14 protein-coding genes are annotated in these 19,390 nt (G+C 73.5%); 7 read left to right on the top strand and 7 right to left on the bottom strand.

The features are described 5' to 3' along the window. Positions 1–44: 44 nt before the first annotated feature. Positions 45–2,777 carry an exo-rhamnogalacturonan lyase family protein gene (locus WA788_RS06680; RefSeq protein ID WP_335972432.1) on the bottom strand — a complete coding sequence of 911 codons (2,733 nt, stop codon included), beginning with the start codon at positions 2,775–2,777 and terminating at the stop codon, positions 45–47. A 669-nt stretch (positions 2,778–3,446) separates the two neighbouring features. Between WA788_RS06680 and WA788_RS06675 the strand changes: the two genes are divergently transcribed. The 5 genes from WA788_RS06675 to WA788_RS06655 all read left to right on the top strand — a co-directional run bounded on the left by WA788_RS06675 (position 3,447) and on the right by WA788_RS06655 (position 10,000). Then, the gene (locus tag WA788_RS06675; protein ID WP_335972431.1) at positions 3,447–4,301 is read left to right on the top strand and encodes an ABC transporter permease; all 855 of its coding nucleotides are present in this window, start codon (positions 3,447–3,449) and stop codon (positions 4,299–4,301) included. Continuing rightward, positions 4,298–5,185 carry a carbohydrate ABC transporter permease gene (locus tag WA788_RS06670; protein WP_335972430.1) on the top strand — a complete coding sequence of 296 codons (888 nt, stop codon included), beginning with the start codon at positions 4,298–4,300 and terminating at the stop codon, positions 5,183–5,185. The genes WA788_RS06675 and WA788_RS06670 overlap by 4 nt, the downstream gene beginning before the upstream one ends. A 94-nt stretch (positions 5,186–5,279) precedes the next feature. Beyond that, on the top strand, positions 5,280–6,932 hold the full coding sequence (locus tag WA788_RS06665; protein ID WP_335972429.1) for an extracellular solute-binding protein: 1,653 nt from the start codon (positions 5,280–5,282) through the stop codon (positions 6,930–6,932). A 46-nt stretch (positions 6,933–6,978) separates the two neighbouring features. Then, positions 6,979–8,034: a LacI family DNA-binding transcriptional regulator gene (locus WA788_RS06660; RefSeq protein WP_335972428.1), complete on the top strand. Its 1,056-nt coding sequence runs from the start codon at positions 6,979–6,981 to the stop codon at positions 8,032–8,034. 16 nt (positions 8,035–8,050) lie between these two features. Further along, positions 8,051–10,000 carry a DUF2264 domain-containing protein gene (locus WA788_RS06655; protein WP_335972427.1) on the top strand — a complete coding sequence of 650 codons (1,950 nt, stop codon included), beginning with the start codon at positions 8,051–8,053 and terminating at the stop codon, positions 9,998–10,000. Positions 10,001–10,082: 82 nt separating this feature from the next. Here WA788_RS06655 and WA788_RS06650 read toward each other — a convergent pair whose 3' ends face one another. The 6 genes from WA788_RS06650 to WA788_RS06625 all read right to left on the bottom strand — a co-directional run bounded on the left by WA788_RS06650 (position 10,083) and on the right by WA788_RS06625 (position 17,395). After that, complete coding sequence (locus WA788_RS06650; RefSeq protein ID WP_335972426.1) at positions 10,083–11,663, bottom strand: hypothetical protein; 1,581 nt, start codon at positions 11,661–11,663, stop codon at positions 10,083–10,085. 432 nt (positions 11,664–12,095) lie between these two features. Then, positions 12,096–12,851 (bottom strand): MOSC domain-containing protein, encoded by a 756-nt coding sequence (locus WA788_RS06645; RefSeq protein ID WP_335972425.1) that lies wholly within the window; start codon positions 12,849–12,851, stop codon positions 12,096–12,098. A gap of 2 nt (positions 12,852–12,853) precedes the next feature. Then, positions 12,854–13,744, bottom strand: coding sequence for an alpha/beta fold hydrolase (locus tag WA788_RS06640; RefSeq protein WP_335972424.1), 891 nt, complete (start codon positions 13,742–13,744; stop codon positions 12,854–12,856). Continuing rightward, positions 13,741–15,024, bottom strand: coding sequence for an ATP-grasp domain-containing protein (locus tag WA788_RS06635; RefSeq protein ID WP_335972423.1), 1,284 nt, complete (start codon positions 15,022–15,024; stop codon positions 13,741–13,743). Before WA788_RS06635 ends, WA788_RS06640 begins: the two co-directional genes overlap by 4 nt. Beyond that, on the bottom strand, positions 15,021–15,944 hold the full coding sequence (locus tag WA788_RS06630) for an alpha/beta hydrolase (RefSeq protein ID WP_335972422.1): 924 nt from the start codon (positions 15,942–15,944) through the stop codon (positions 15,021–15,023). Before WA788_RS06630 ends, WA788_RS06635 begins: the two co-directional genes overlap by 4 nt. Positions 15,945–16,099: 155 nt before the next feature. Continuing rightward, a complete protein-coding gene (locus tag WA788_RS06625; RefSeq protein WP_335972421.1) occupies positions 16,100–17,395 on the bottom strand; it encodes an MFS transporter in 1,296 nt (431 codons plus the stop codon). 228 nt (positions 17,396–17,623) lie between these two features. Here WA788_RS06625 and WA788_RS06620 point away from each other — a divergent pair, with 228 nt between their 5' ends. Then, a complete protein-coding gene (locus WA788_RS06620; RefSeq protein WP_335972420.1) occupies positions 17,624–18,223 on the top strand; it encodes an RNA polymerase sigma factor in 600 nt (199 codons plus the stop codon). Positions 18,224–18,228: 5 nt separating this feature from the next. Further along, complete coding sequence (locus tag WA788_RS06615) at positions 18,229–19,320, top strand: Ada metal-binding domain-containing protein (RefSeq protein ID WP_335973034.1); 1,092 nt, start codon at positions 18,229–18,231, stop codon at positions 19,318–19,320. The last annotated feature ends 70 nt before the right edge of the window (positions 19,321–19,390 follow it).

Below are 19,390 nucleotides of genomic sequence, written 5' to 3'. Positions count from 1 at the left end.
TTTCGTACGGTCGGATGACTGGATACGGAGGACCGGACGGCCCGTCAGGGCGCCTGGTCCGGGGCGACGGCCAGCAGGGCGATGATCGCCAGGTTGCGCTGCGCGAGGTCGTTGGTGCTGAAGTCGGTCGACGGGATCTCGTCCACCCCGGCGAACACCGCCGGGCCGCCGACGTGCACCGGCGCGCCCCAGGGCTTGCCGCCGGCGTCGGCCGAGAACACGTCCCAGCCGCGCTGCTGCACCGCCGGCTCGCCGGTCTGCTCCCCGGCCCACGCGGTCATCCGCGAGTAGAAGACCGCGGGCGCGGAGGTGGAGAACTTGAAGCCGAAGTGCGCGGTGATCTCCGCCGCCGGCGCCTGGACGTAGCGGCAGAACTCCACGAGCTTCGCGCGGAACTCCGGCACGTCGACCAGGCCGGTGGTCTCCCATATGATCTGCTCGCCGCAGAAGACCATCGTCAGGTTGACCTTGCCCCAGTCGCCGCCGAGCCCCAGGTCGCTGATGTGGCCGGTGGCGGGGTCGAAGCCGACGGCGCCGCCCTGCTCGCCGGTGAACAGCCCGGCGGGCAGCTTCGCGATGTCCTCCATGCCGGTGGCGATGCGGTCGCGCCACCGGGTGTCGCCGGTGCGCTCCCACTCGGTGAGCCAGTTGCTGACCAGCGCGTACCAGTCCGGGCCGATCCGGATCACTGTCGGGACGCCCGCGGGGGTGTCCAGGTAGTCGCGCAGCGGCGGGTACGTCAGCAGCGTGGTGTCCAACTGGAGCGGCACCCGCATCGCGTCGCCGACGAACTCGTCCGCGGTGACGTAGTACATGAAGCGCTTGGTGTACGCCTCGGAGACCCGCGGCTCCTTGCCGCCGTCGGCGTAGTGCTGCACGTCATGGCGCGAACCGAGGCCGGCGAAGGGCCCGCTGCGGATCATGTCGGTCTCGGTGACGTGCCGGGTCATGGCCCGCGCGAGGTGGAAGGTCTGCGCGTCGCCGGTGCGCAGGAACTGGTACCACAGCGCCGCGTCCGAGCCGAGTTCGGCGTTGTCCCAGGCGAAGCCGCCGACGTCGTAGCGCCAGGTGTGCCGGTCGGAGTCGTAGGTGTGCATGATGTCGCCGTAGTTCCAGAAGCCGTACCACTGGCGCTGCTCGACCTGGCCGGCGTAGAACGCGACGCTGTCGGCGATCGAGTCCTCCAGCTTCGTGCGGCCCGGGGTGCTGCGGTCGGGCAGGCTCCAGCGGCCGAAGACGCCCGCGCCGTGGTAGGTCTCCGGGGCCGCCACCAGCTGCGGGCGGGCGGCCAGCGCGGTGGCGAGCAGTGGGATGTCGTCGCGGGCGGGGGTGTGCTCCAGCGCCCACAGCTGCATGTCGGTGGACCGGGCCATGCCGGTGGACAGGCCGTAGCCGTAGCGGTCGTCCTCGTAGGCCAGGTCCAGGCCGTGGCTCGCGGTGTCGTAGGCGCGCAGGTCCATCGCCTCGCCGTGCGGCGACCACGACCACAGGGTGACGGTGGCGGCGTCGCCGGTCGCGCCGCGGATGTCGAGCGCGCGCGGGAACTGCTGCCAGAAGTCCCGCAGTCCGAAGCCGAGGCCGCCGCTGACCCCGCCGGCGAAGCCGAAGCCGGGCGCGCGGTCGGCGAACCCGGCGTGCTTGAGCCACGCGGACTTCTCCGAGGTGCGCTTCCACACCGCCGCCTGCGCCGCCGACTGCTGCACCAGGCTGAAGTCCCCCCACGCCGGCAGGTCCTGCCACTCGGTCTGGACGGTGGTCTCCCAGGTGCTGGTCGCCGGCGTCGCGGTGCCGGCGATCTGGGCGGCGCGCACATCCGTGCCCGGGTCGCGGCGCAGGCCGGTCAGCCCGACCACGGCCTCGCCCCACACGCCCTGGTCCGGGCCGGCGAACCGGATGTGCCGGTCGTAGGGCTCGTCGCTCATCGGCACGGCCAGCTCCAGCCCGAGGCCGCGGACGAAGTCCTTGGCCGGGTTGCCGTCCCAGACGAACTCGTGCATGACCCGCAGCGACTCGTCGCCCGCGCCCAGGTAGACGCGCATCGTCCAGGGCAGCAGCGCGCGGCGGCCGGTGCCGTACTTCTTCGCGCCGTCCTGCCGGTAGCGGCCGGTCAGCTTCACCACGGCGCGCACCGGGCCGGACTGCTCGATCTCCGCGGTCTCGACCACGCCGGTCCAGGCGGTGTGCTTCGGGGCGTCGGTGTCCTCGGGCTTGTCCTGGAGCAGCAGCACCAGGCGCCCGTTCTCGGCGGACGTGCGGCCCGAGCGGGTGATCGAGGTGATCGCCAGCGGGCCGGTCAGCGCCAGGCGGATGTCCACCACGCCGTTGGCGAGCTTGATCTCCTTGCTGCCGCGGGTGGCGGTGACCTGCTGCTTCGGGGTGGCGGGTGTGCCCGGGGCCAGGTGGTAGCCGTCCGCGAGCGCGGTGGAGTCCACCGCGTGCCCGGTCCACTTCACGGTGCCGTCCGGCCAGTAGGCCAGCGGCCAGGACTGCACGGGCACCTGGGCGCCGCCGCTGTCGGTCAGCGCGAACGCGGTGTGCGCGGCGACCTGCCCCTTCGGCCAGGGCACGCCCCAGGCCGCGCCGGTCGTGGCGGCGGGGCGGCCGTCCAGCCAGTGCAGGTCGACCCCGCCGGCCGCGTCCTTGGCGGAGGCGGGCGACGGCGCGGCCGGCGGCGTGCCGGCGGCCGCCCGGCCGCCGGAGCCGAGCGCGAGAGCCGCCGCGGTGATCGACGCACCGCCGAGGAACGTGCGTCGGTTGAGTGGGGACCCCTCGGGCATGGACAGCCTCCAGTCAGGTCGGAACTGCGGGTACGGGTACGGCGGGAACGGGCGGCGGGGGAGCCGGGCCGGGAAGGACGCAGGTCGACGGCGAGGCCTCCGGGGGAGCGGAGGACGGGGTTGGGCCATGCGTCAGCAGAGGTGCGATCGATGAATCGTTCTAGGTGCGCTCATGAAGGCGTGTCAAGACATTGTGCAGAGTCCACAGGCCGGTCCCACTGTCGGCCCCGGTCCGGCGCGGCCGTATACAACCGGCTCTGAACTGGCCTTATCCGGGTTCTCCGGGCCTGTCGCCGCGGGTTAATCCCGATCGGCGATCGCGGTGGGCCCGGCGGGCGGTGGGCGCCGGGCGTCCGACGGCGGTCGGAGCCGGCTCCCGGATCGATACGGCATGAACCGATTCAGTGCTGATAACACGTCAACTCATGACAAACCGTGCGCGCGGCCGCCGAGGATATCGGCGATGTGTGTCAGAACCGTTGACGCGCGGTGTGGAAACGTTTTAACTACCGCTCACCCAGCACCCGATGGTGAGGAGGCGCCGTGGCGGCGCTGATACGGGAGCTCCCTGGAAAGACGGCGTCCGAAGACGGTCGCGGTCGTACGCCGGGGGCTCCGACGGAACGAAAAGGTTTTCGCAAGCGGCGCAGTTGGGCGCTGCTTGCCCTGATGGTGCCGGGGCTCGCCTACTTCCTGGTGTTCCAGTACGGGGCCCTGGTCGTCAACGTGGTCGCGTTCAAGGACTACGTGCCCTTCGCCGGCCTGTGGGGCAGTCCGTGGAACGGCGTCACCAACTTCCAGCAGCTCTTCCAGGACAGCGCGTTCTGGCACGCGGTCTTCAACACCGCCTGGATCGCGCTGCTCCAGCTGGTCTTCTACTTCCCTGTCCCCCTGGCGCTCGCGCTGCTGCTGCACAGCCTGACGTGGAGCACGGTGCGGCGGTTCGTGCAGTCGGTGGTGTACCTGCCGCACTTCATCTCGTGGGTGATCGTGGTGGCGATGTTCCAGCAGGTGCTGGGCGGCACCGGGATGCTCAACGGCTACCTCGGCGACGCGGGCCTGCACACCGTCGACATCATCGGGAACCCCGACGCGTTCAAGCCGCTGCTGATCGCCCAGGTGATCTGGAAGGACACCGGCTGGGGCACCATCATCTTCCTCGCCGCGCTCTCCCAGGTCGACGAGCAGCTGTACGAGGCGTCCGCGATCGACGGGGCCGGCCCGTGGCGCCGCTTCTGGCACGTCACCCTGCCCGCCATCCGCCCGGTGGTGGTGCTGCTGCTCATCATGCGGCTGGGCGACATCCTCTCGGTCGGCTTCGAGCAGATGCTGCTCCAGCGCGACGCGGTCGGCCCGCAGGCCGCGGAGGTCATCGACACCTTCGTCTACTACAAGGGCATCGTCGGCGGCGACTACGGACTGGCCGTCGCCGCGGGCCTGTTCAAGGGCGTGGTCGGCGCCGTCCTGGTCTACGCGGCGAACAAGATCGCCCACCGGCTGGGCGAACAGGGGGTCTACAAGTGAGCGCGAACGTCCGGCCGGGCTGGATGGAGAAGCCGAAGCCCGTCACCCAGTCCGCGAAGGCCGTCGCCCTCGTGGTGGTCGTCGCCCTGGTCTGCGTGCCCTTCCTCGTGGTGGTGTCCACCTCGCTCGCCTCGCAGCGGGAGGTCGTCGCCAACGGCGGCTGGGTGCTGTGGCCCCAGCACCCGAACCTCAAGGCCTACCACGACATCCTCCAGGGCGGCATCGTCACCCACGCCCTGGCCGTGAGCATCGGCGTCACCGTCATCGGCACCGCGCTGAGCCTGCTGTGCACGGTGGGCCTGGCCTACGCGCTGGCCCGCCCCAAGGCCATCGGCGGGCGGCCGGTGCTGCTGCTGATCCTGTTCACCTTCCTCTTCCCGCCCGGCATGATCCCCAGCTTCCTGCTCGTGAAGAACCTGGGCCTGCTCAACAGCTACTCCTCGCTGATCCTTCCGCTGCTGGTCAACGTCTTCAACCTGATCGTGCTGCGCGGCTTCTTCCAGGGCATCCCCGAGGAGCTGTACGAGGCCGCCCGGCTCGACGGGGCCGGCGACCTGCGGGTGCTGTGGACGATCGTGCTGCCGCTGTCCAAGGCTGCGCTCGCCGTCGTCGGGCTGTTCTACGCCGTGTCGTACTGGAACTCCTGGTTCTACGCCTCGCTGTACCTCAACAGCGACCACTGGCCGCTCCAGCAGGTCCTGCGCACCTATGTCGTGGCCGGCACCGGCCTGACCGACCAGACGCTGGGCGACGGCACGGTCAACGCGCCGCAGACGATCCAGATGGCAGTCGTGGTGCTCGCCACCGTGCCGATCCTGCTGGCCTACCCCTTCCTCCAGAAGTACTTCACCAAGGGCGTGCTCACCGGCGCCATCAAGAGCTGACCTCCTGCCCGGTACCTGCTCAGCACCGGCCCGGCACCCGCCTGCCACCCGCCCGCCACCCGCTCGGCCGCACCGACCCGAAAGGCCACCTGCCATGCCCAGAATGTCCCGGCGCACCCTGCTGCGCTCCATCGCCGCCGGCGGCGCCGCGGTGTCCGTCCCCGGACTGCTGTCGGCCTGCACCTCCTCCGACGCCGCCGGCGGCGACGTCTCCAACGTCGGCAAGAAGCTGGCGCCCTGGCCCACCTACCGCCCGGCGGCCGGCCCCACCCCGGACCTCGCCGCGACCTCCGCGGGCGTCCAGGCCGGCTTCACCGCCTACCCGTCGAACCTGACCAGCTCCGTGACCCGCACCCCCGGCGACGGGTCGACCATCAAGGTCATGTCCGTCACCTTCGGCACCCCGCCCAAGTCCGAGGCGGGCAACCAGTACTGGAAGGCCGTGGAGAAGGCCCTCGGGGTGAAGATCGAGTACACGGTCATCCCGACGGACGACTACCAGGCCAAGATGGCCACGGTGATGGCCCAGGACAGCGGCTCGCTGCCGGACATCATCAACATGTTCTCCGGGTTCGTCCTGCCCCGGGAGGCCCAGTTCGTGCAGGCCCGCGCCGAGGACCTGACCCCGTACCTGTCCGGCGACGCCGTCAGCGCCTACCCCAACCTCGCCGGCATCCCCGCCCAGGCATGGCACGACATGGGCCGGATCAGCGGCCGGATCTACGGCATCCCGCTGGAGCGGCCCGTACCCGGCTCGACCCTGTGGATCAATCAGGGCGAGTTCACCGCCGCCGGGATGCAGGACGGCTGGACGTCGAACGACTTCACCGCCGTGGCGAAGAAGGCCACCAGCGGCAAGAAGTACGCCCTCGGTTCGGCGAAGGGCTCCGACTTCAACTACAACGTGCACTCCGCGGCCCACAACGTGCCGCAGGGCTGGGCGGTGGACGCCAAGGGCGCCTTCCACGCCGGCTACGCCGACGAGCGCTTCAAGGCCGCCGTCGCCTACCAGGCGCAGCTGCGCAAGAGCGGCTACTACCACCCCGACTCCACGTCCCTGTCCACCTCCGACGCCTACACCCTGATGCTGAACGGCACCATCGGCTCCCTCCAGAACGGCTTCGGCAACTACACGGCCGTGTACCCCGACTCCAAGGGCCTGCTCACCCCGGCACCCGCGCTGCCCTACAGCGTGGACGGCACCCCCGGCGGCATCGTCGCCGCCCGCCGCTCCTTCGGCTACACCATCCTGAAGAAGGCGGGCAAGGAGCGCATCCAGCTGCTGCTGCGCGTCCTGGACTACCTCGCCGCCCCGTTCGGCACCAAGGAGTACGAACTCACCCACTACGGCGTGGAGGGCGTCCACTTCACCCGCGGCAAGGACGGCTCCCCGCTGCCCACCAAGCTCGGCCAGGTCGAGAACATCACCAACCTGCCCTTCCGCTACCTCGCCGAGGGCCCCCAGGTGCTGTTCCTGCCCGGCTTCCCCGACGCGACCAAGGCCCTGCACGCCTGGCAGCAGAAGGTGGTGCCGGTCGCCATCCGCGACGCCTCCTACGGACTCCAGTCCGCCACCTTCAACTCCCAGGGCACCACGCTCAAAGCCGACATGGACGACACCATCACCTCCGTCATCGCCGGCCGCGAGCCGCTGTCCGCGCTGGACGGCGCGATCAGCAAGTGGCGCTCGGGAGGCGGCGACAGAATGGCTGACGAATACGCCAAGGAACACGCCTCGAACACGTGAGGCGGCAATGGCGTACACGGCAGCGCGGGGAAGAGGCAGGAGCAGCATGGCGGCGAATCGACGGGTCACCATCCGGGACGTGGCGCAGCGGGCGGGAGTGTCGGTCGCCACCGCCTCCCGGGTGCTCAGCGGCAACTACCCCGTGCCGCAGGCGACCCGGGCGAAGGTGATGCGAGCCGCCCAGGCCCTGGACTACGTCGCCAACGCCCACGCCCGCGCGCTGGTCGGCGGCGGCCGCAAGATGGTCGCCGTCCTCGTCCGCCAGGTCACCAGCCCCTTCTACGCGCACGTCGCCGAAGGCGTCGAGGCCGAGGCGGCCGCCCACGGCTGGCTGTGCCTGGTCGGCCAGACCGGCGGCGAGCCGCAGCGCGAACTCGCCTTCATGCAGCTGATGCGCGAGGAGGGCGCCCGGCTGGTGGTCCTGGTCGGCGGCGTCGTCGAGGACGACGACTACCGCGAGCGCGTCGCCCAGTACGCCCACGCCCTGGACGGCGCCGGCGCCCGGCTCGTGCTGTGCGGGCGCCCGGCCCCCAGCCCCGACATCCCCGCCCTGGTCGTCGACTTCGACAACGAGGCCGGCGCCCGTGCGATCACCAGCCACCTGCTGTCCGCCGGCCACCGCAGGATCGTCTTCCTCGGCGGCCTGCCCGGCAACACCGCGCTGGACGCCCGCGTCGCCGGCTACCGCGCCGCGCTGGCCGAGCACCGGCTGCCCGCGCAGGCCGCGCACGTGGTCGACTGCGGCCTCGGCCGCGCCAACGGACAGCGTGCCATGGCCGAACTCCTCAAGGCGGGTTCGCACTTCACCGCCGTCTTCGCCGGGGACGACATGGTCGCCGCCGGCGCCCTGCGCGCCATCGCCGACGCCGGCCTGCGCGTCCCCGACGACATCTCCGTCGTCGGCTACAACGACATCCCGCTGGCCGCCGACTTCAACCCGCCGCTCACCACGGTCCGCACCCCCGCCGAGGAACTGGGCCGCGAGGCCGTGCGCATCGCCCTGCGCTCGCCCGAGGACTCCCCGAGCACCCACCACGTGCTCGGCACACACATCGTCGTACGCGAAAGCGTCGCCGCGCCCCCACCGGAGCGCACCCCATGAAAGGGCCCGAACCGGCATGACCGCGCCGCACCTCCTGGCCGACTCCCCCCAGCAACCGCCCCTGGACCCGGGCCTGTCGCCGTACACCGGCTACACCCGCGCCCACTGGGAGGCGGCCGCCGACCGCATGCTGGCCGCACTGCTCCCGTACGCCTCACCCCACCGGGCGCAGTACCGGCTCCCGGGCCGCGCCAGCCACTCCGGCGCCTGGTCGGACGGGCTCGAAGGCTACGCCCGGTCCTTCACCCTCGCCGCCTGCCGCATCGCCGGCGCCGCCGGGCAGGACCAGCCCGGTGCCACCCACATCCAGGACCTGATCGCACGCTACGCCGCGGGCCTGGCCGCCGGCACCGACCCCGCCGACCCCGAGCACTGGCCCCCCGTCACCGACCGCGCCCAGTCCATGGTCGAGGCCGCCGCCATCGCCATCGCCCTGCACGAGACCCGCCCGTGGATCTGGGACGCCCTGCCCGAACCGGTCCGCCAGCGCACCGCCGCCTGGCTGGGCGGATTCGTCGGCGCCAAGCCCAACGACTCCAACTGGCGGCTCTTCCAGGTCGTCACCGAGGAGTTCCTCGCCTCCGTCGGCGCCCCGCACCGCCGCGCCGAGATCGACGCCGGCCTGTCCCGCCTCGACGACTGGTACCGCGGCGACGGCTGGTACACCGACGGCGACGGCCAGAAGTTCGACTACTACAACGCCTGGACCCTGCACCTGTACCCCGTGCTGTGGGCCCGCATCGCCGGGCCGCGCGCCGACGGCATGCTGGTCGCCGCCCACCGTGAACGGCTGCGCCGCTTCCTCGAAGACCACCAGTACTTCTTCGGCGCCGACGGCGCCCCCGTCCACCAGGGCCGCTCCCTGACCTACCGGTTCGCCGCGGCCGCCCCGCTGTGGGCCGGGGTGCTGGCCGACGCCACCCCGCTGCCGCCAGGCCGCACCCGCCGGCTGGCCTCCGGGACGCTGAAGCACTTCGCCGACCGCGGCGCACCCGACAGCGAGGGGCTGCTGCGGCTGGGCTGGTACGGCCCCTACCTCCCGGTCACCCAGCCCTACTCCGGCCCCGCCTCGCCGTACTGGGCGAACAAGGCGTTCCTCGGCCTGCTGCTGCCCGCCGACCACCCGGTGTGGACCGCGCCGGAAGAGCCCGGCCCGGTCGAGACCGCGGACCGCCACCTCGCCCTGCCCGGCCCGGGCTGGCTGCTGCACTCCACCGCCGCCGACGGCATCGTCCGCCTGGTCAACCACGGCAGCGACCACCAGTCGCCGACCTCCGCGATCCAGGACGACCCGCACTACAACCGCTTCGCGTACTCCACGGCCACCGCGCCCGACACACCCCCCGACGACACGGCCGCCGGCCCCGACAACCAGATCACCCTGCTCGACGCGCCCGGCCGCTTCGCCCGCGGCCGAATCCACCGCCTCTTCACCGAGGGCCGGCGTGCCGGTTCCTGGCACACCCGTCCGTCCGCGGACAACGGCGAGCACGCCCGCATCACCACCGTCAGCGTCGCCCACGGCCCCTGGGAGGTACGGGTCCACCGGGTCGAGGCGCCCGCCGGCGCGCACCTGCGCGAAGGCGGCTGGGCCGTGGCCGACGACACCGCGCCGCCCGTCGCGCAGGCCGGCCCCGGCTGGGCGCTCGCCCGCCGCCGCGACGGCCTGGCCAGCCTGCTCGTCGGCCTGCTCGGCTGGGACGGCGAACCGCCCGGCGGCCAGGGGTCGGTCGCCACCGCCGTGGGCCACAACGCCTACGGCCGCCACTCCGCGACCCCGCTGCTGACCGCGCGCCACCCCGGCGGCACCCGCCTGCTGGCCACGCTGGTGGTCCTCAGCGCCGACCCCGCCCTCCACGGCGGGCCGCAACCGCAGCACACCGGGGCGAGCGCCGTCCGCACCGCCGACGGCGCCGTCCGGGTCGTCTTCCCCGACGGCACGACCGAGGACGTGCGGACGGCCTGAGCACCGGCCCGCGCCGCCGGGCCCGGACGCCGCCGGATGCACCCGCGCCCGGCGGCGTCCGGACCTTCCCAAGGGCGCGAGGTCACGCCGAGGACAGCTGCTCGCCGATCTCCTTGATCCACGCGGCGGTCTTCGCCGGGTCGTCGAGGGTCTGCGCCCACGCGTCCGGGTCCAGCTTCTGGTCGGCCGGGCCCGCCTTCAGGGCGACCAGCAAGGACCTCGCCGACGCCCGCATCTCCGGCGCGGTGTCGCCGCTGCCCCGGATCTGCGGGCCCGCCGCCAGGGCGTAGATCTTCCGCGCCATGGCCTGGCGCTCGCCGCCCGTCACCTTCTTCCAGAACTTCAGCGCCTCCTTCAGGGCGTCCTCGCGGGAGGCGGGCGCCGCCGTCCGAGCACCCTCCTCCGCCCAGCGCTCGGGGTGCCGCGCCCCGTCGTACCGCTTCTTGCCCGCCCGGCCCGCCTTGTAGGCGGTCACCCCAAGGATCAGCCCGGCCGCGCCCGCGGCCAGGCCCCAGCCGACCGGGTTGCTCGCCAGGCCCGCGCCGCCCGCGGTCGCCGCGACCGCGGTCACGATGCCGCCGGCGGCCTTGGTGGACTCGCCGACCGCGGTCAGCGCCTGCTTGCCGAACTTGTGGCGCTGCTTGCCCGTGGCGTAGGAGAGCACGTCGTCCATGGTGTTGACGTCCTGGGCCCGCTGGTAGTCCCGGGCGGCGTCGCGCGCGTCGCCCATCGCCCCCCAGGCGGTGTCGATGGCGTCGCCCAGCCGGTCCGCCAGGTCGTCGCCGCCCACGTCCCACTGGGCGTCCAGCGCGACGTACGCCTCGGCCGCGGCCCACTCGGCGTTCTGCTTCGCCTGGCTGAGCTGCGCCAGCGCCTCGTCGGGGGTCCGCGCGGGCTTCTCGATCCTCTTCAGGGCGCGGTACTTGCGGGCCGTCAGCCCGGTGCGGCGCGCCGCGCGCGCCCCCTTGACCGCGCCCATGACGCCGGAGCCGATGCCGCCGGCCTCGGCCACGCTCGCGGCGTGCAGCGCGTGCTCGGCCTTGGTCAGCTCCTTGGCGGAACTCAGCGCGTTGGCCGCGGAACTGGCCGCGTTGATGACCGCCTCCGACGCCTTCGACCGGAACTTCTTGGCCGCCCCGTGGTGGGCCGCCCCGGTCCGGTGCTTCTTCAGGTCCTGCCGTGCCTTGGACGCCTCCAGGCCGTTGAGTGCCGCGCCGATGCCCTCGGCGACCATGCTCTCCGCGCCGGCCGCGCCGCCCGAGGACGCCGCGTTGTGCTTCAGGCCGTCGTCGACGGTGGCGGCGGCGTGCTGGGAGAAGCCCGCGTTCGCCGGCACCTGCACGTTCTTGACGAAGGTGTCGAGGAACTCGAAGTTCTTCTTCAGCTTGTCGAGGATCTCGGTGATCCGCTCCCGGTACCGGTGCGGGCGGGCGGCGGGCGGGGCGGGCGCGGCGCCGTCGGCCGGGGCCGCGCCGCCGGTGCGGGCGCGCTGCACCGCCGCCACCGCGGCGCGGTTGCCGGCGCGGGACTGGATCTCCAGCAGTGCGCGCTGCGCCGCGTTGCCCGGCAGGGCTGCCGGCCGGCCGCCGTCCTGCCGCCGCCGGTCCCAGGACACCGGCGCCCCGGGCTGACGTGCGGGTATGCGGTGGAGCGGGGTGCTCATCGATGGTGCGCCTCTCCTGTGCCGGACCGGGCCGCCTGGGACGGTAGCCGCGCAAAGCGAACGGAAAGGGTGCCGCGGGGAAACGCTGCCCCTCGGATCGCCTGCAACTACCGCCGCCAGTCGGGCAGTTGCGCACCAGGCGGCCCGGCCGGGCTCAGCTGCCGGCGAGGCGGCGGCGGGGCCGGCGCCGAGGGAGAAGACGTCGTCGTCGACGGCCACCGACGCCGGCTGCCGCGCGTCCTGCGGGAAGCCCTTCTCCAGGTAGGCGGGGACGAGGTCGGCGCCGTCGCCGCGGGTGGAGGCGACCGGCACGATGCCCCGCGTGAGCAGCGCGTCGGCCTGCCCGGTGAGCGCTCGGGGGCGTCCACCTGGTGTGGCTGCTGTGGCGCCGGGAGTGACGCCCCCGAGGCGGAGAAAGCCGGGCCGGGGCCCTTACGCGGACAGCCACGCCTTGTCGCCGGCGCGGACGGTGCCGGGGGTGACGACCTTGGCGTAGACGCCCGCGTGCATGGCCGTCGCGCGGTAGAGGGCCTTGAGGATGCGGCCGTCGTAGGGCATGCCGTCCCGGTCGTGGTTGACCATCACGCACCGCTCGGTGGGTTCCACGACCGTGAACCGCGCCGTGCCGATGGAAAGCGACCGGCCGACCCACGCGTCCTCCACCGGCCCGGGCGGATCGTCCACGTCCAGCAGCAGGTTCGGCCGGAAGCGCCGCTCGTCGACGTCCGAACCGGCCAGGAGGCCGCGTACGTACGCCACCGTCGCCGTCGTCAGCAGGTGCACGATGCCCGGGCCCGCGTCCAGCAGGGAGACCCCCGCCTCCCGGGCGAGGGTCACCTCCCGGCCGAGCGTGTCGGACAGCGCGCGGTGGATGCCGTCCGTGTCGCCCCGCCAGCGGGTGCCGTCGGGGAAGACCACGCACGGCACCGCCGCGCCGGGCCCGGCCTGCCCGTCCGGCTCGCCGCCCTCCTCGTAGCAGGCGGAGAAGTACCGCAGGCCCTCCACCGTCCGGAACCGCGGGGTGTGCTTGCCCGCGCCGTGCTTGCCGTCGGCGAAGCGCACCGCCCACAGCCGGTCGCCGGCCACTCCCCGCTCGTCGAACACCAGGGACGGAAGGCGCTCGCCCAGCATCGACTTGACCGGGAAGCGGCGCAGCAGCGCGACCGAGCCGACCACCTCCGGCGCCACGCTCAGCGCCCCTTCCAGAAGTCGCGCAGCAGCGCGTGCACCACCGCCGGCTCCTCCACGTGCCCGAAGGCGCCGCTGCGCTCCAGCATCCGGAAGTCGATCCCGGGCGCGTGGCGGGCGAAGTCCCGCTGCAACCGCGGGTAGAGCGCGCGGTCGTAGCGGCCGGCGAGCACCATCGCGGGCACGGTCAGCTCGCGCAGCCGCGGCCGGAAGTCCGGGATGGCCGCCACCTGGCCGCCGACGGTGAAGTCCACGTCCGCGCCGCAGAACAGCGGGTACAGGGCGGTGTTGCGGGCCCCCGGCTCGGTGGCGAGCAGCCCCGCGTGGTCGGGGTCGTAGAACCGCACCAGGGGCGTCGCCACCGCGAACTCCGCCTGCAGGCGCGGGTCGGTGGAGGGCACGCCCTGGTCATGGAGGGCGGTGATCCGCTCCCACGTCTCGGGGTACTGCGCCGCGATCTCCCGGTTGATGTTGGCGTGGTTGAGCTGCCACATCTCCGGGCTGTGCAGGGTGTTGGCCAGGGTGAGGGTCCGCACCAGCGCCGGGTGGTCCAGCGCGAGCGCCTGGGCGACCAGGCCGCCGTAGGAGAAGCCGTACAGGTGCAGCGGGCCGGCGCCGAGCTCCCCGATCAGCGCGGCGACGTCGGCGACGTCCTCCGCGAACGTGATCTGCGCCAGGTCCTCGGGCGAGTCCGAGCGGCCCCGCCCGTACAGGTCGAGGTACAGCACGCGGTGGTCCGCGGCGAGGGCGGAGAAGAAGGGGTGGAAGACCACGTGGGAGCCGGCCGGGCCGAGCCCGGCCAGCAGCAGCACCGGGTCGCCGTCGCCCTCCGACTCCACCCACAGGCGGTGCCCGCGCACCTCGTGGTGGCGGCCGGCGGGGTGGTCGATCATGCTTCCTCCAGGGTCGGTTCGGACGCCAGGGCCGGTTCGGACGCCACGGCCGGTTCGGGCTCCACGGTCAGTTCGGCCTCCAGGGCCCGCACGGCGGCGTGGTCGGCGCGTATCCGGGCCGGGTCGGGGTGGGCGAGGACCACGAACCCCAGGGCGAGGGTGGAGAACAGGTCGTGCGTGGCCGTCACCCGGTCGCCGTCGCGCAGCGGCACCGACGTGTGGTGGTGGCTGGGCAGCGCGCCGATCCGGTCGACGACCTCCCGCACGTTGCGGACGACCCCGGTGGCCCGGCTGATCAGGAACACCACCATCAGGTGCTGCCGCAGCTCGAAGGCGTCGGGAACCTCCTCGCCCGCGCAGTACCGCACGGTGCGGTCCACCTGGCTGTCGCCGGTCGCGACCCGGCAGAAGCGCGGCTGCCCGCCGCCGTGCAGCCGCACCCCGGTCTCGATCAGCCGCGGCCCGGCGGCGGTCATCATCACCTCGGAGTGCGCGGCGCCGAACCGCACCCCCAGGGCGTCCAGCGCGTCGCGGGTGTAGCGGATCAGCTCCCCGTAGCGGTCGAGGTCGTACGGCAGCCACTCCAGGCTCTCGTAGACCACCCCGCGCTTGCCGTACGCGCACAGGTTCACCACCGTGTGCACCCCGTCGTGGCTGAAGGTGTCCACGACGTACTCGGTGCCGACCAGCCGCTCCTGGACCAGGACCTGGTCGTTGACGAGGTCCAGCTTGTTCCTGCGGTGCAGCAGCCCGTCGAAGACCGGCCGCCAGTCGGCGCCGGCCGGCACCAGGGTCACCCCGTCGGTCCCGGCGCTCGTCGGCGGCTTGACCACGAGGTCGGCGCCCTCCAGGTGCTGCGCGCGCAGCCAGCCGGCGACCGCGTCCGCGGAGTCGGTGCAGATCTGCCGGACCGCGGGCACCCCGGCCGCGACCAGCGCCTCGCGCATCGCGCCCTTGTGGCGGCGCACCCGCGCCGACGCCGCGTCGTTGGCCCGCCCGGGGGTGATCAGCGGCGCGAGCCGGTCGGCGAGGGCCACCCCGCTCTCGGTGCCGGCCACCACGCACACCGGGTCGAGCGCGGCCACGGCCGCGCGGGTCGCCGCCAGGTCCCCGTCGTGGGTGACCACCGAGGCGAAGTCCCCGGGCCGGTAGGACGGCGCGTAGACCGCCGACGGCTTCGGCGCGGAGGTGACCGCCACCGGCGTGAACCCGGCGGCCCGGAAGGCGGGGGCGAACATGTTCCCGGAGGAGTACGGGTCGACGACCACCGCCACCTTCACGCCGCGCTCTCCCCGGCCAGGCGCGCCGCGTGGGCGCAGAACCGCCGCCAGGCGTCGGCCGCCTGCGGGCTCAGACCGCGGGCCCGGATCGAGGAGTGCACCAGACCGGGCTCCACGACGAGGGTGACCGGCGTGCCGTGCTCGCGCAGCCGCTCGGCGTACTGCTCGGAGTCGACCAGCAGCGAGTCCAGTTCGGTGCCCATGACGTACGCGGGCGGCAGGCCGTGGAACTCGCCGTGCAGCAGCGGCGAGACGTAGGGGCCCTCCACCTCCTTGGGATCGGGGCAGTAGCAGGCGGTGTAGTACTCCATCTCACCGCCGGTCAGCAGCGGCGCGTCCTCCCCGCCGGTGCGCCAGCGGGCGAAGTTGAGCACGGGGCTGATCAGGGCGTGGCCGCGCAGCGGCGGGCCCTGCCGGTCGCGCGTCATCATGCACAGCACGACGGCCATGTTCGCGCCGGAGCTCTCACCGGTGAGCACCACGCGGTCCGGGTCGAAGCCGAGGCGCCCGGCGTTCTCCACCAGACCGCACAGCGCCGCGTAGCAGTCCTCCAGCGGGGCCGGGTAGGGGTGTTCGGGCGCGAGCCGGAAGTCCAGCGACGCCGCGAGCAGCCCGGTCTTGTCGGCGATCTCCGCGCCGACGCTGTGGTGGGAGTCCAGCGACCCGACGACGAATCCGCCGGCCCGGATATAGCAGACCACCCCGCTGCCGCGGAGTTCCTTCGGACGGTACAGCCGAATACGGCAGCCGTTTATCACTTCCTCCGTGGCGGTCACGCCGGGCGGAATCTCGAACGGGAAGACGTCCTTCAGCCCGGTGTACATCGCGCGCTGCTCGTCGAGGGGCAGTTTGTAGAAGTCCAGCGGGATCGCGTCATTGCTGCGGTTGATGAACTCTTCGATTCCCGGCGCGTACGTCACGTGGAGTCCCTTCGGTAACTGTTCGCCTGGCGGGCGGCCGGCTCCGGCGAGGCGCTCGCGCACGAGACCTGCCAGACCGCCGGTTCCGGGTGGGTACTTCATGGCGCCTTTCCCTTCGGGGTGCGGTCGGGGTGCGTCGGCCCCGCGGGAGGGGCTCAGCCTTGCGGGAGGGGGCTCAGCTCACCCCGTACGGCGATGCCGCCGCGGATGCCGCGGCGGACCAGAACCGGAACGCACAGCACGGTGCCGACCGCGCCGATGGCCATCGCGGCCTGGAGGCTCCACAGCGAGATCGCCAGGGAGGCGAGCAGGCTGCCGAGCGGGATCATCCCCCACACGAGGAACCGCTGGACGGCGTTGACCCGCCCGAGCAGGGCGGGCGGGGTCTCGGTCTGGCGCAACGTCAGCGACAGCGGGCCGAAGGCCCCCTCGCCGACGCAGTGCACCACGCAGCCGGCCACCAGGCCGACCGTCGAGTGCAGGTGCCCCGCCACCGGCATGCAGATCAGCCCGGTCACCGACACGACGGTGCCGATCACGCAGGTGCGGGGGACGCCCTGCCACGCCGCCAGCCGCACCGACAGCGCGTTGCCGACCGGGAAGCCGGCGGCCGAGGCGCCCACCACGATGCCGGTGCCGACCGGGCCGAGCCCCAGCACGCTGTGGCAGTACAGCACCAGGATCGACTCGACCATGGTCAGGAAGACCGTGTACGTCATCCCGCAGGTCAGCACCGGCTCCAGCACGGGGTGGCGGAAGACGAACCGCAGCCCCTCCCAGATGTCCCGGCGCAGCCAGCCCCGGCTGCGGCGGGCCGGCTCGGGCGCGGGCTCCCGGTGCCGGATCGACAGCACCGCCAGCACCGAGACCAGGAAGCTCGCGGCATTGGCGGCCACCGCGCCGGCCACGCTCAGGAACGCGATCACCGGGCCGGCCACCACCGGCCCGGCCGCCTTGGACACCGAGTCCGACAGGTACAGCTGCGAGTTGCGGCGGTGCAGCTCCGCCTCGTCGGTGAACAGCGCCGGCGGGTAGGAGGTACAGGCGACCTGGAAGAAGACCGTCATCGTCCCGGCGACGAACACCAGCCCGGCCAAACCCCAGAAGGACAGCACATGCGCCTTCGCGCAGACGAAGACCGCCAGGAAGGTCGCGGCCTGGACGCTGTCGCACAGCAGCATCACCGAACGGCGGCGCATCCGGTCCACGACCGCCCCGGCCGGCAGGCCGACCAGCAGGAACGGCGCGTACAGCGCGAACGGCAGCAGCGCGGCCCGGGCGAGGGAGGTGTGCAGGACCGTGACCGACAGCAGCGGCAGCGCCACGACCATGAACTGGTCGCCGACCAGGCTGGCCGACTGCCCGAACCACAGGCGGGCGAAGTCCTGTCCGGAGGTGCGCGCCTTCCCGCCGGGAGGGGCGGCCGGGCGCGTCCGGATGTCGTCCGTCATGTTCTGCGATCTCCTCGTCCCCGCCGTCACCGCCGTCACCGCCGGCCGTGCCGGCGGCCGGGCGGCCGGTGGGCGCTTTCGGGCACCATGGGTGTTCCGAAGGGAAACACCGGCGGGCCGCGTTCGGTTGCCGATCACCGGCACGGGCTGCCCGACCGGCGGACCGCGGGCCGCGGGCCCGCGCCGGTCACCGGCAACCGAACGCGGCCGGGCGGTGTTCTACTGACGATGGACGCGACGGTGGAACTGACGGCGGGCACCGGGGACTTGCTGGCGGAGGATCTCGAGAGCGGCTTCGTGGAGCTGGTCCGACGCCACGCCACCCCGGTGCGCACCTTCCTGCTGCGCGTGTCGGGGTCGGCGGCGGTCGCCGACGACCTGGGGCAGGACACGTTCCTGAAGGCGTACACCGCGCTGCGCGGGTACTCCGCGGAGCGCCGCCGGGCCCTGCGGCCGCGCTCCTGGCTGCTGGCGATCGCCGCGAACACCTGGCGCAACCACGTCAGGACCGCGACGCGGCACCCGGTCGCGCCCTTCCCGGCGGAGGAGTCGTGCACCACCTGGCCCGACGGCGACCCCGGGCCGGAGGAGCGCGCGGCCAACGCCCTGGACCGCGGCGTGCTGACCGCCGCGCTGCTCCAACTGCCGGAGCAGCAGCGGACCGCGGTCGTGCTGCGGCACGTGATCGGCATGAGCTACCAGGAGGCGGCCGAGGTGGTCGGCTGCCCGGTCGGGACGGTGAAGGCCCAGGTCTCGCGCGGCCTGGCGAGACTACGGGGCATCGTGCCCCCGGACACGGCGCAGGCGCAGGAGGTGACGAGACCGTGAACGGCATGGGGGAGCGGCCCCCTGAGCAGGGCGCCGACCGCCTGGAGCGCGCGCTGGCGGGCCTGGCGGAGCCGGCCCCGGCGGGCTTCGCGGCCGGCGTGCTGCGCGCGGCCGGCATCGCTCCGGTGCGCTACGACGGCTACACCGCCGTCCCCACCGCGGCGGGCCCGCTGTACGTGGCGCACCGCGCGGGCGTGATCACCGGCGCCGCCCTGGCGGGGGCCCTCCGCGGGTACGGGGCGCAACGGCCGGGGGCTGACGGTGAGTTCGACGCGGTCGTGGAGGGCGGCGAAGTGCCTGGCCCGGCGGGTGGGTTCGGCTCGGCAGTGGGACGTCGTGCGGCGGACGTGCCTGGCCTGGACGCGGGAGGTACCGAAGTGTCTGGCCCGGCGGGTGGGTTCGGCTCGGCAGCGGGACGACGTGCGGCGGATGTCTCCGGCCCTGACGCGGGAGGTACCGAAGTGCCGGATGCGGCCGGTGGGTTCGGGCCGGGCGTCGGGCCCGGGGCGGGCGGCCCGCTCGCCGCCATCGCGTTCGAGGAGGCGCACCGGGCGCGGACCGGACGCTCGGCGGTGCCGGTGGAGCAGGCGCCGCCCGGGCTGCGCACCGCGCTGCGCACCGGCCGGTTCGCCCGGCTGCCGCTGGCGTGGGGCCCGGTGCCGCCACCCGTGGACGCGGTCCTCGCCGCCGTACGGACGGTGCCGCGCGGCCAGTTGCGGCCGGTGTCCTGGCTCGCCCGGGAGGCCGGCGGCCTCCCGCCGCACACCGTGCTCGCCGCCCTGGCCGCCAACCCCGTCAGCGTCCTCGTCCCCACCTACCGGATCACCGACGAGCGCGGGCTGCCGCACGACATCGGGTACGGTACGGCGGCCGGTGCCGCGCTGCGGGCGGCGGAGGCGATCGACGCCGACCGGGTCGCGGAACTGGCCCGGCGGGAAACGGTCTTCCTCGGCAGCGACACCACCCGTATCTACTGCCACCCGACCTGCGCCCACGCCCGGCGGATCACCGAGCGGCACCAGGTGCCCTTCCGGTCCGCGAGCCAGGCCCGGCACGCGGGCTACCGTCCGTGCAAGAGCTGCCGGCCGGCGGCATGACCACGTCCCGGGCCCTTCCCAGGTCCGCACCGCCCCCGCGTGCGGACCGTTCCCACCGCCCCCGGGCGAC

The organism is Streptomyces sp. CA2R106 (genome assembly GCF_037034245.1).
Lineage (GTDB): Bacteria > Actinomycetota > Actinomycetes > Streptomycetales > Streptomycetaceae > Actinacidiphila.
The sequence above is the reverse complement of the archived record's forward strand: the minus strand, read 5'-3'. Positions and strand labels throughout refer to the sequence as shown.

Excerpts from the sequence above, each read along its gene's own strand:
- WA788_RS06660 (WP_335972428.1), top strand. The coding sequence starts at position 6,979 with ATGGCGGCGAATCGACGGGTCACCATCCGGGACGTGGCGCAGCGGGCG.
- WA788_RS06680 (WP_335972432.1), bottom strand. The coding sequence starts at position 2,777 with ATGCCCGAGGGGTCCCCACTCAACCGACGCACGTTCCTCGGCGGTGCG.
- WA788_RS06620 (WP_335972420.1), top strand. The coding sequence starts at position 17,624 with ATGGACGCGACGGTGGAACTGACGGCGGGCACCGGGGACTTGCTGGCG.
- WA788_RS06650 (WP_335972426.1), bottom strand. The coding sequence starts at position 11,663 with ATGAGCACCCCGCTCCACCGCATACCCGCACGTCAGCCCGGGGCGCCG.
- WA788_RS06665 (WP_335972429.1), top strand. The coding sequence starts at position 5,280 with ATGCCCAGAATGTCCCGGCGCACCCTGCTGCGCTCCATCGCCGCCGGC.
- WA788_RS06640 (WP_335972424.1), bottom strand. The coding sequence starts at position 13,744 with ATGATCGACCACCCCGCCGGCCGCCACCACGAGGTGCGCGGGCACCGC.
- WA788_RS06655 (WP_335972427.1), top strand. The coding sequence starts at position 8,051 with ATGACCGCGCCGCACCTCCTGGCCGACTCCCCCCAGCAACCGCCCCTG.
- WA788_RS06625 (WP_335972421.1), bottom strand. The coding sequence starts at position 17,395 with ATGACGGACGACATCCGGACGCGCCCGGCCGCCCCTCCCGGCGGGAAG.
- WA788_RS06675 (WP_335972431.1), top strand. The coding sequence starts at position 3,447 with ATGGTGCCGGGGCTCGCCTACTTCCTGGTGTTCCAGTACGGGGCCCTG.
- WA788_RS06615 (WP_335973034.1), top strand. The coding sequence starts at position 18,229 with ATGGGGGAGCGGCCCCCTGAGCAGGGCGCCGACCGCCTGGAGCGCGCG.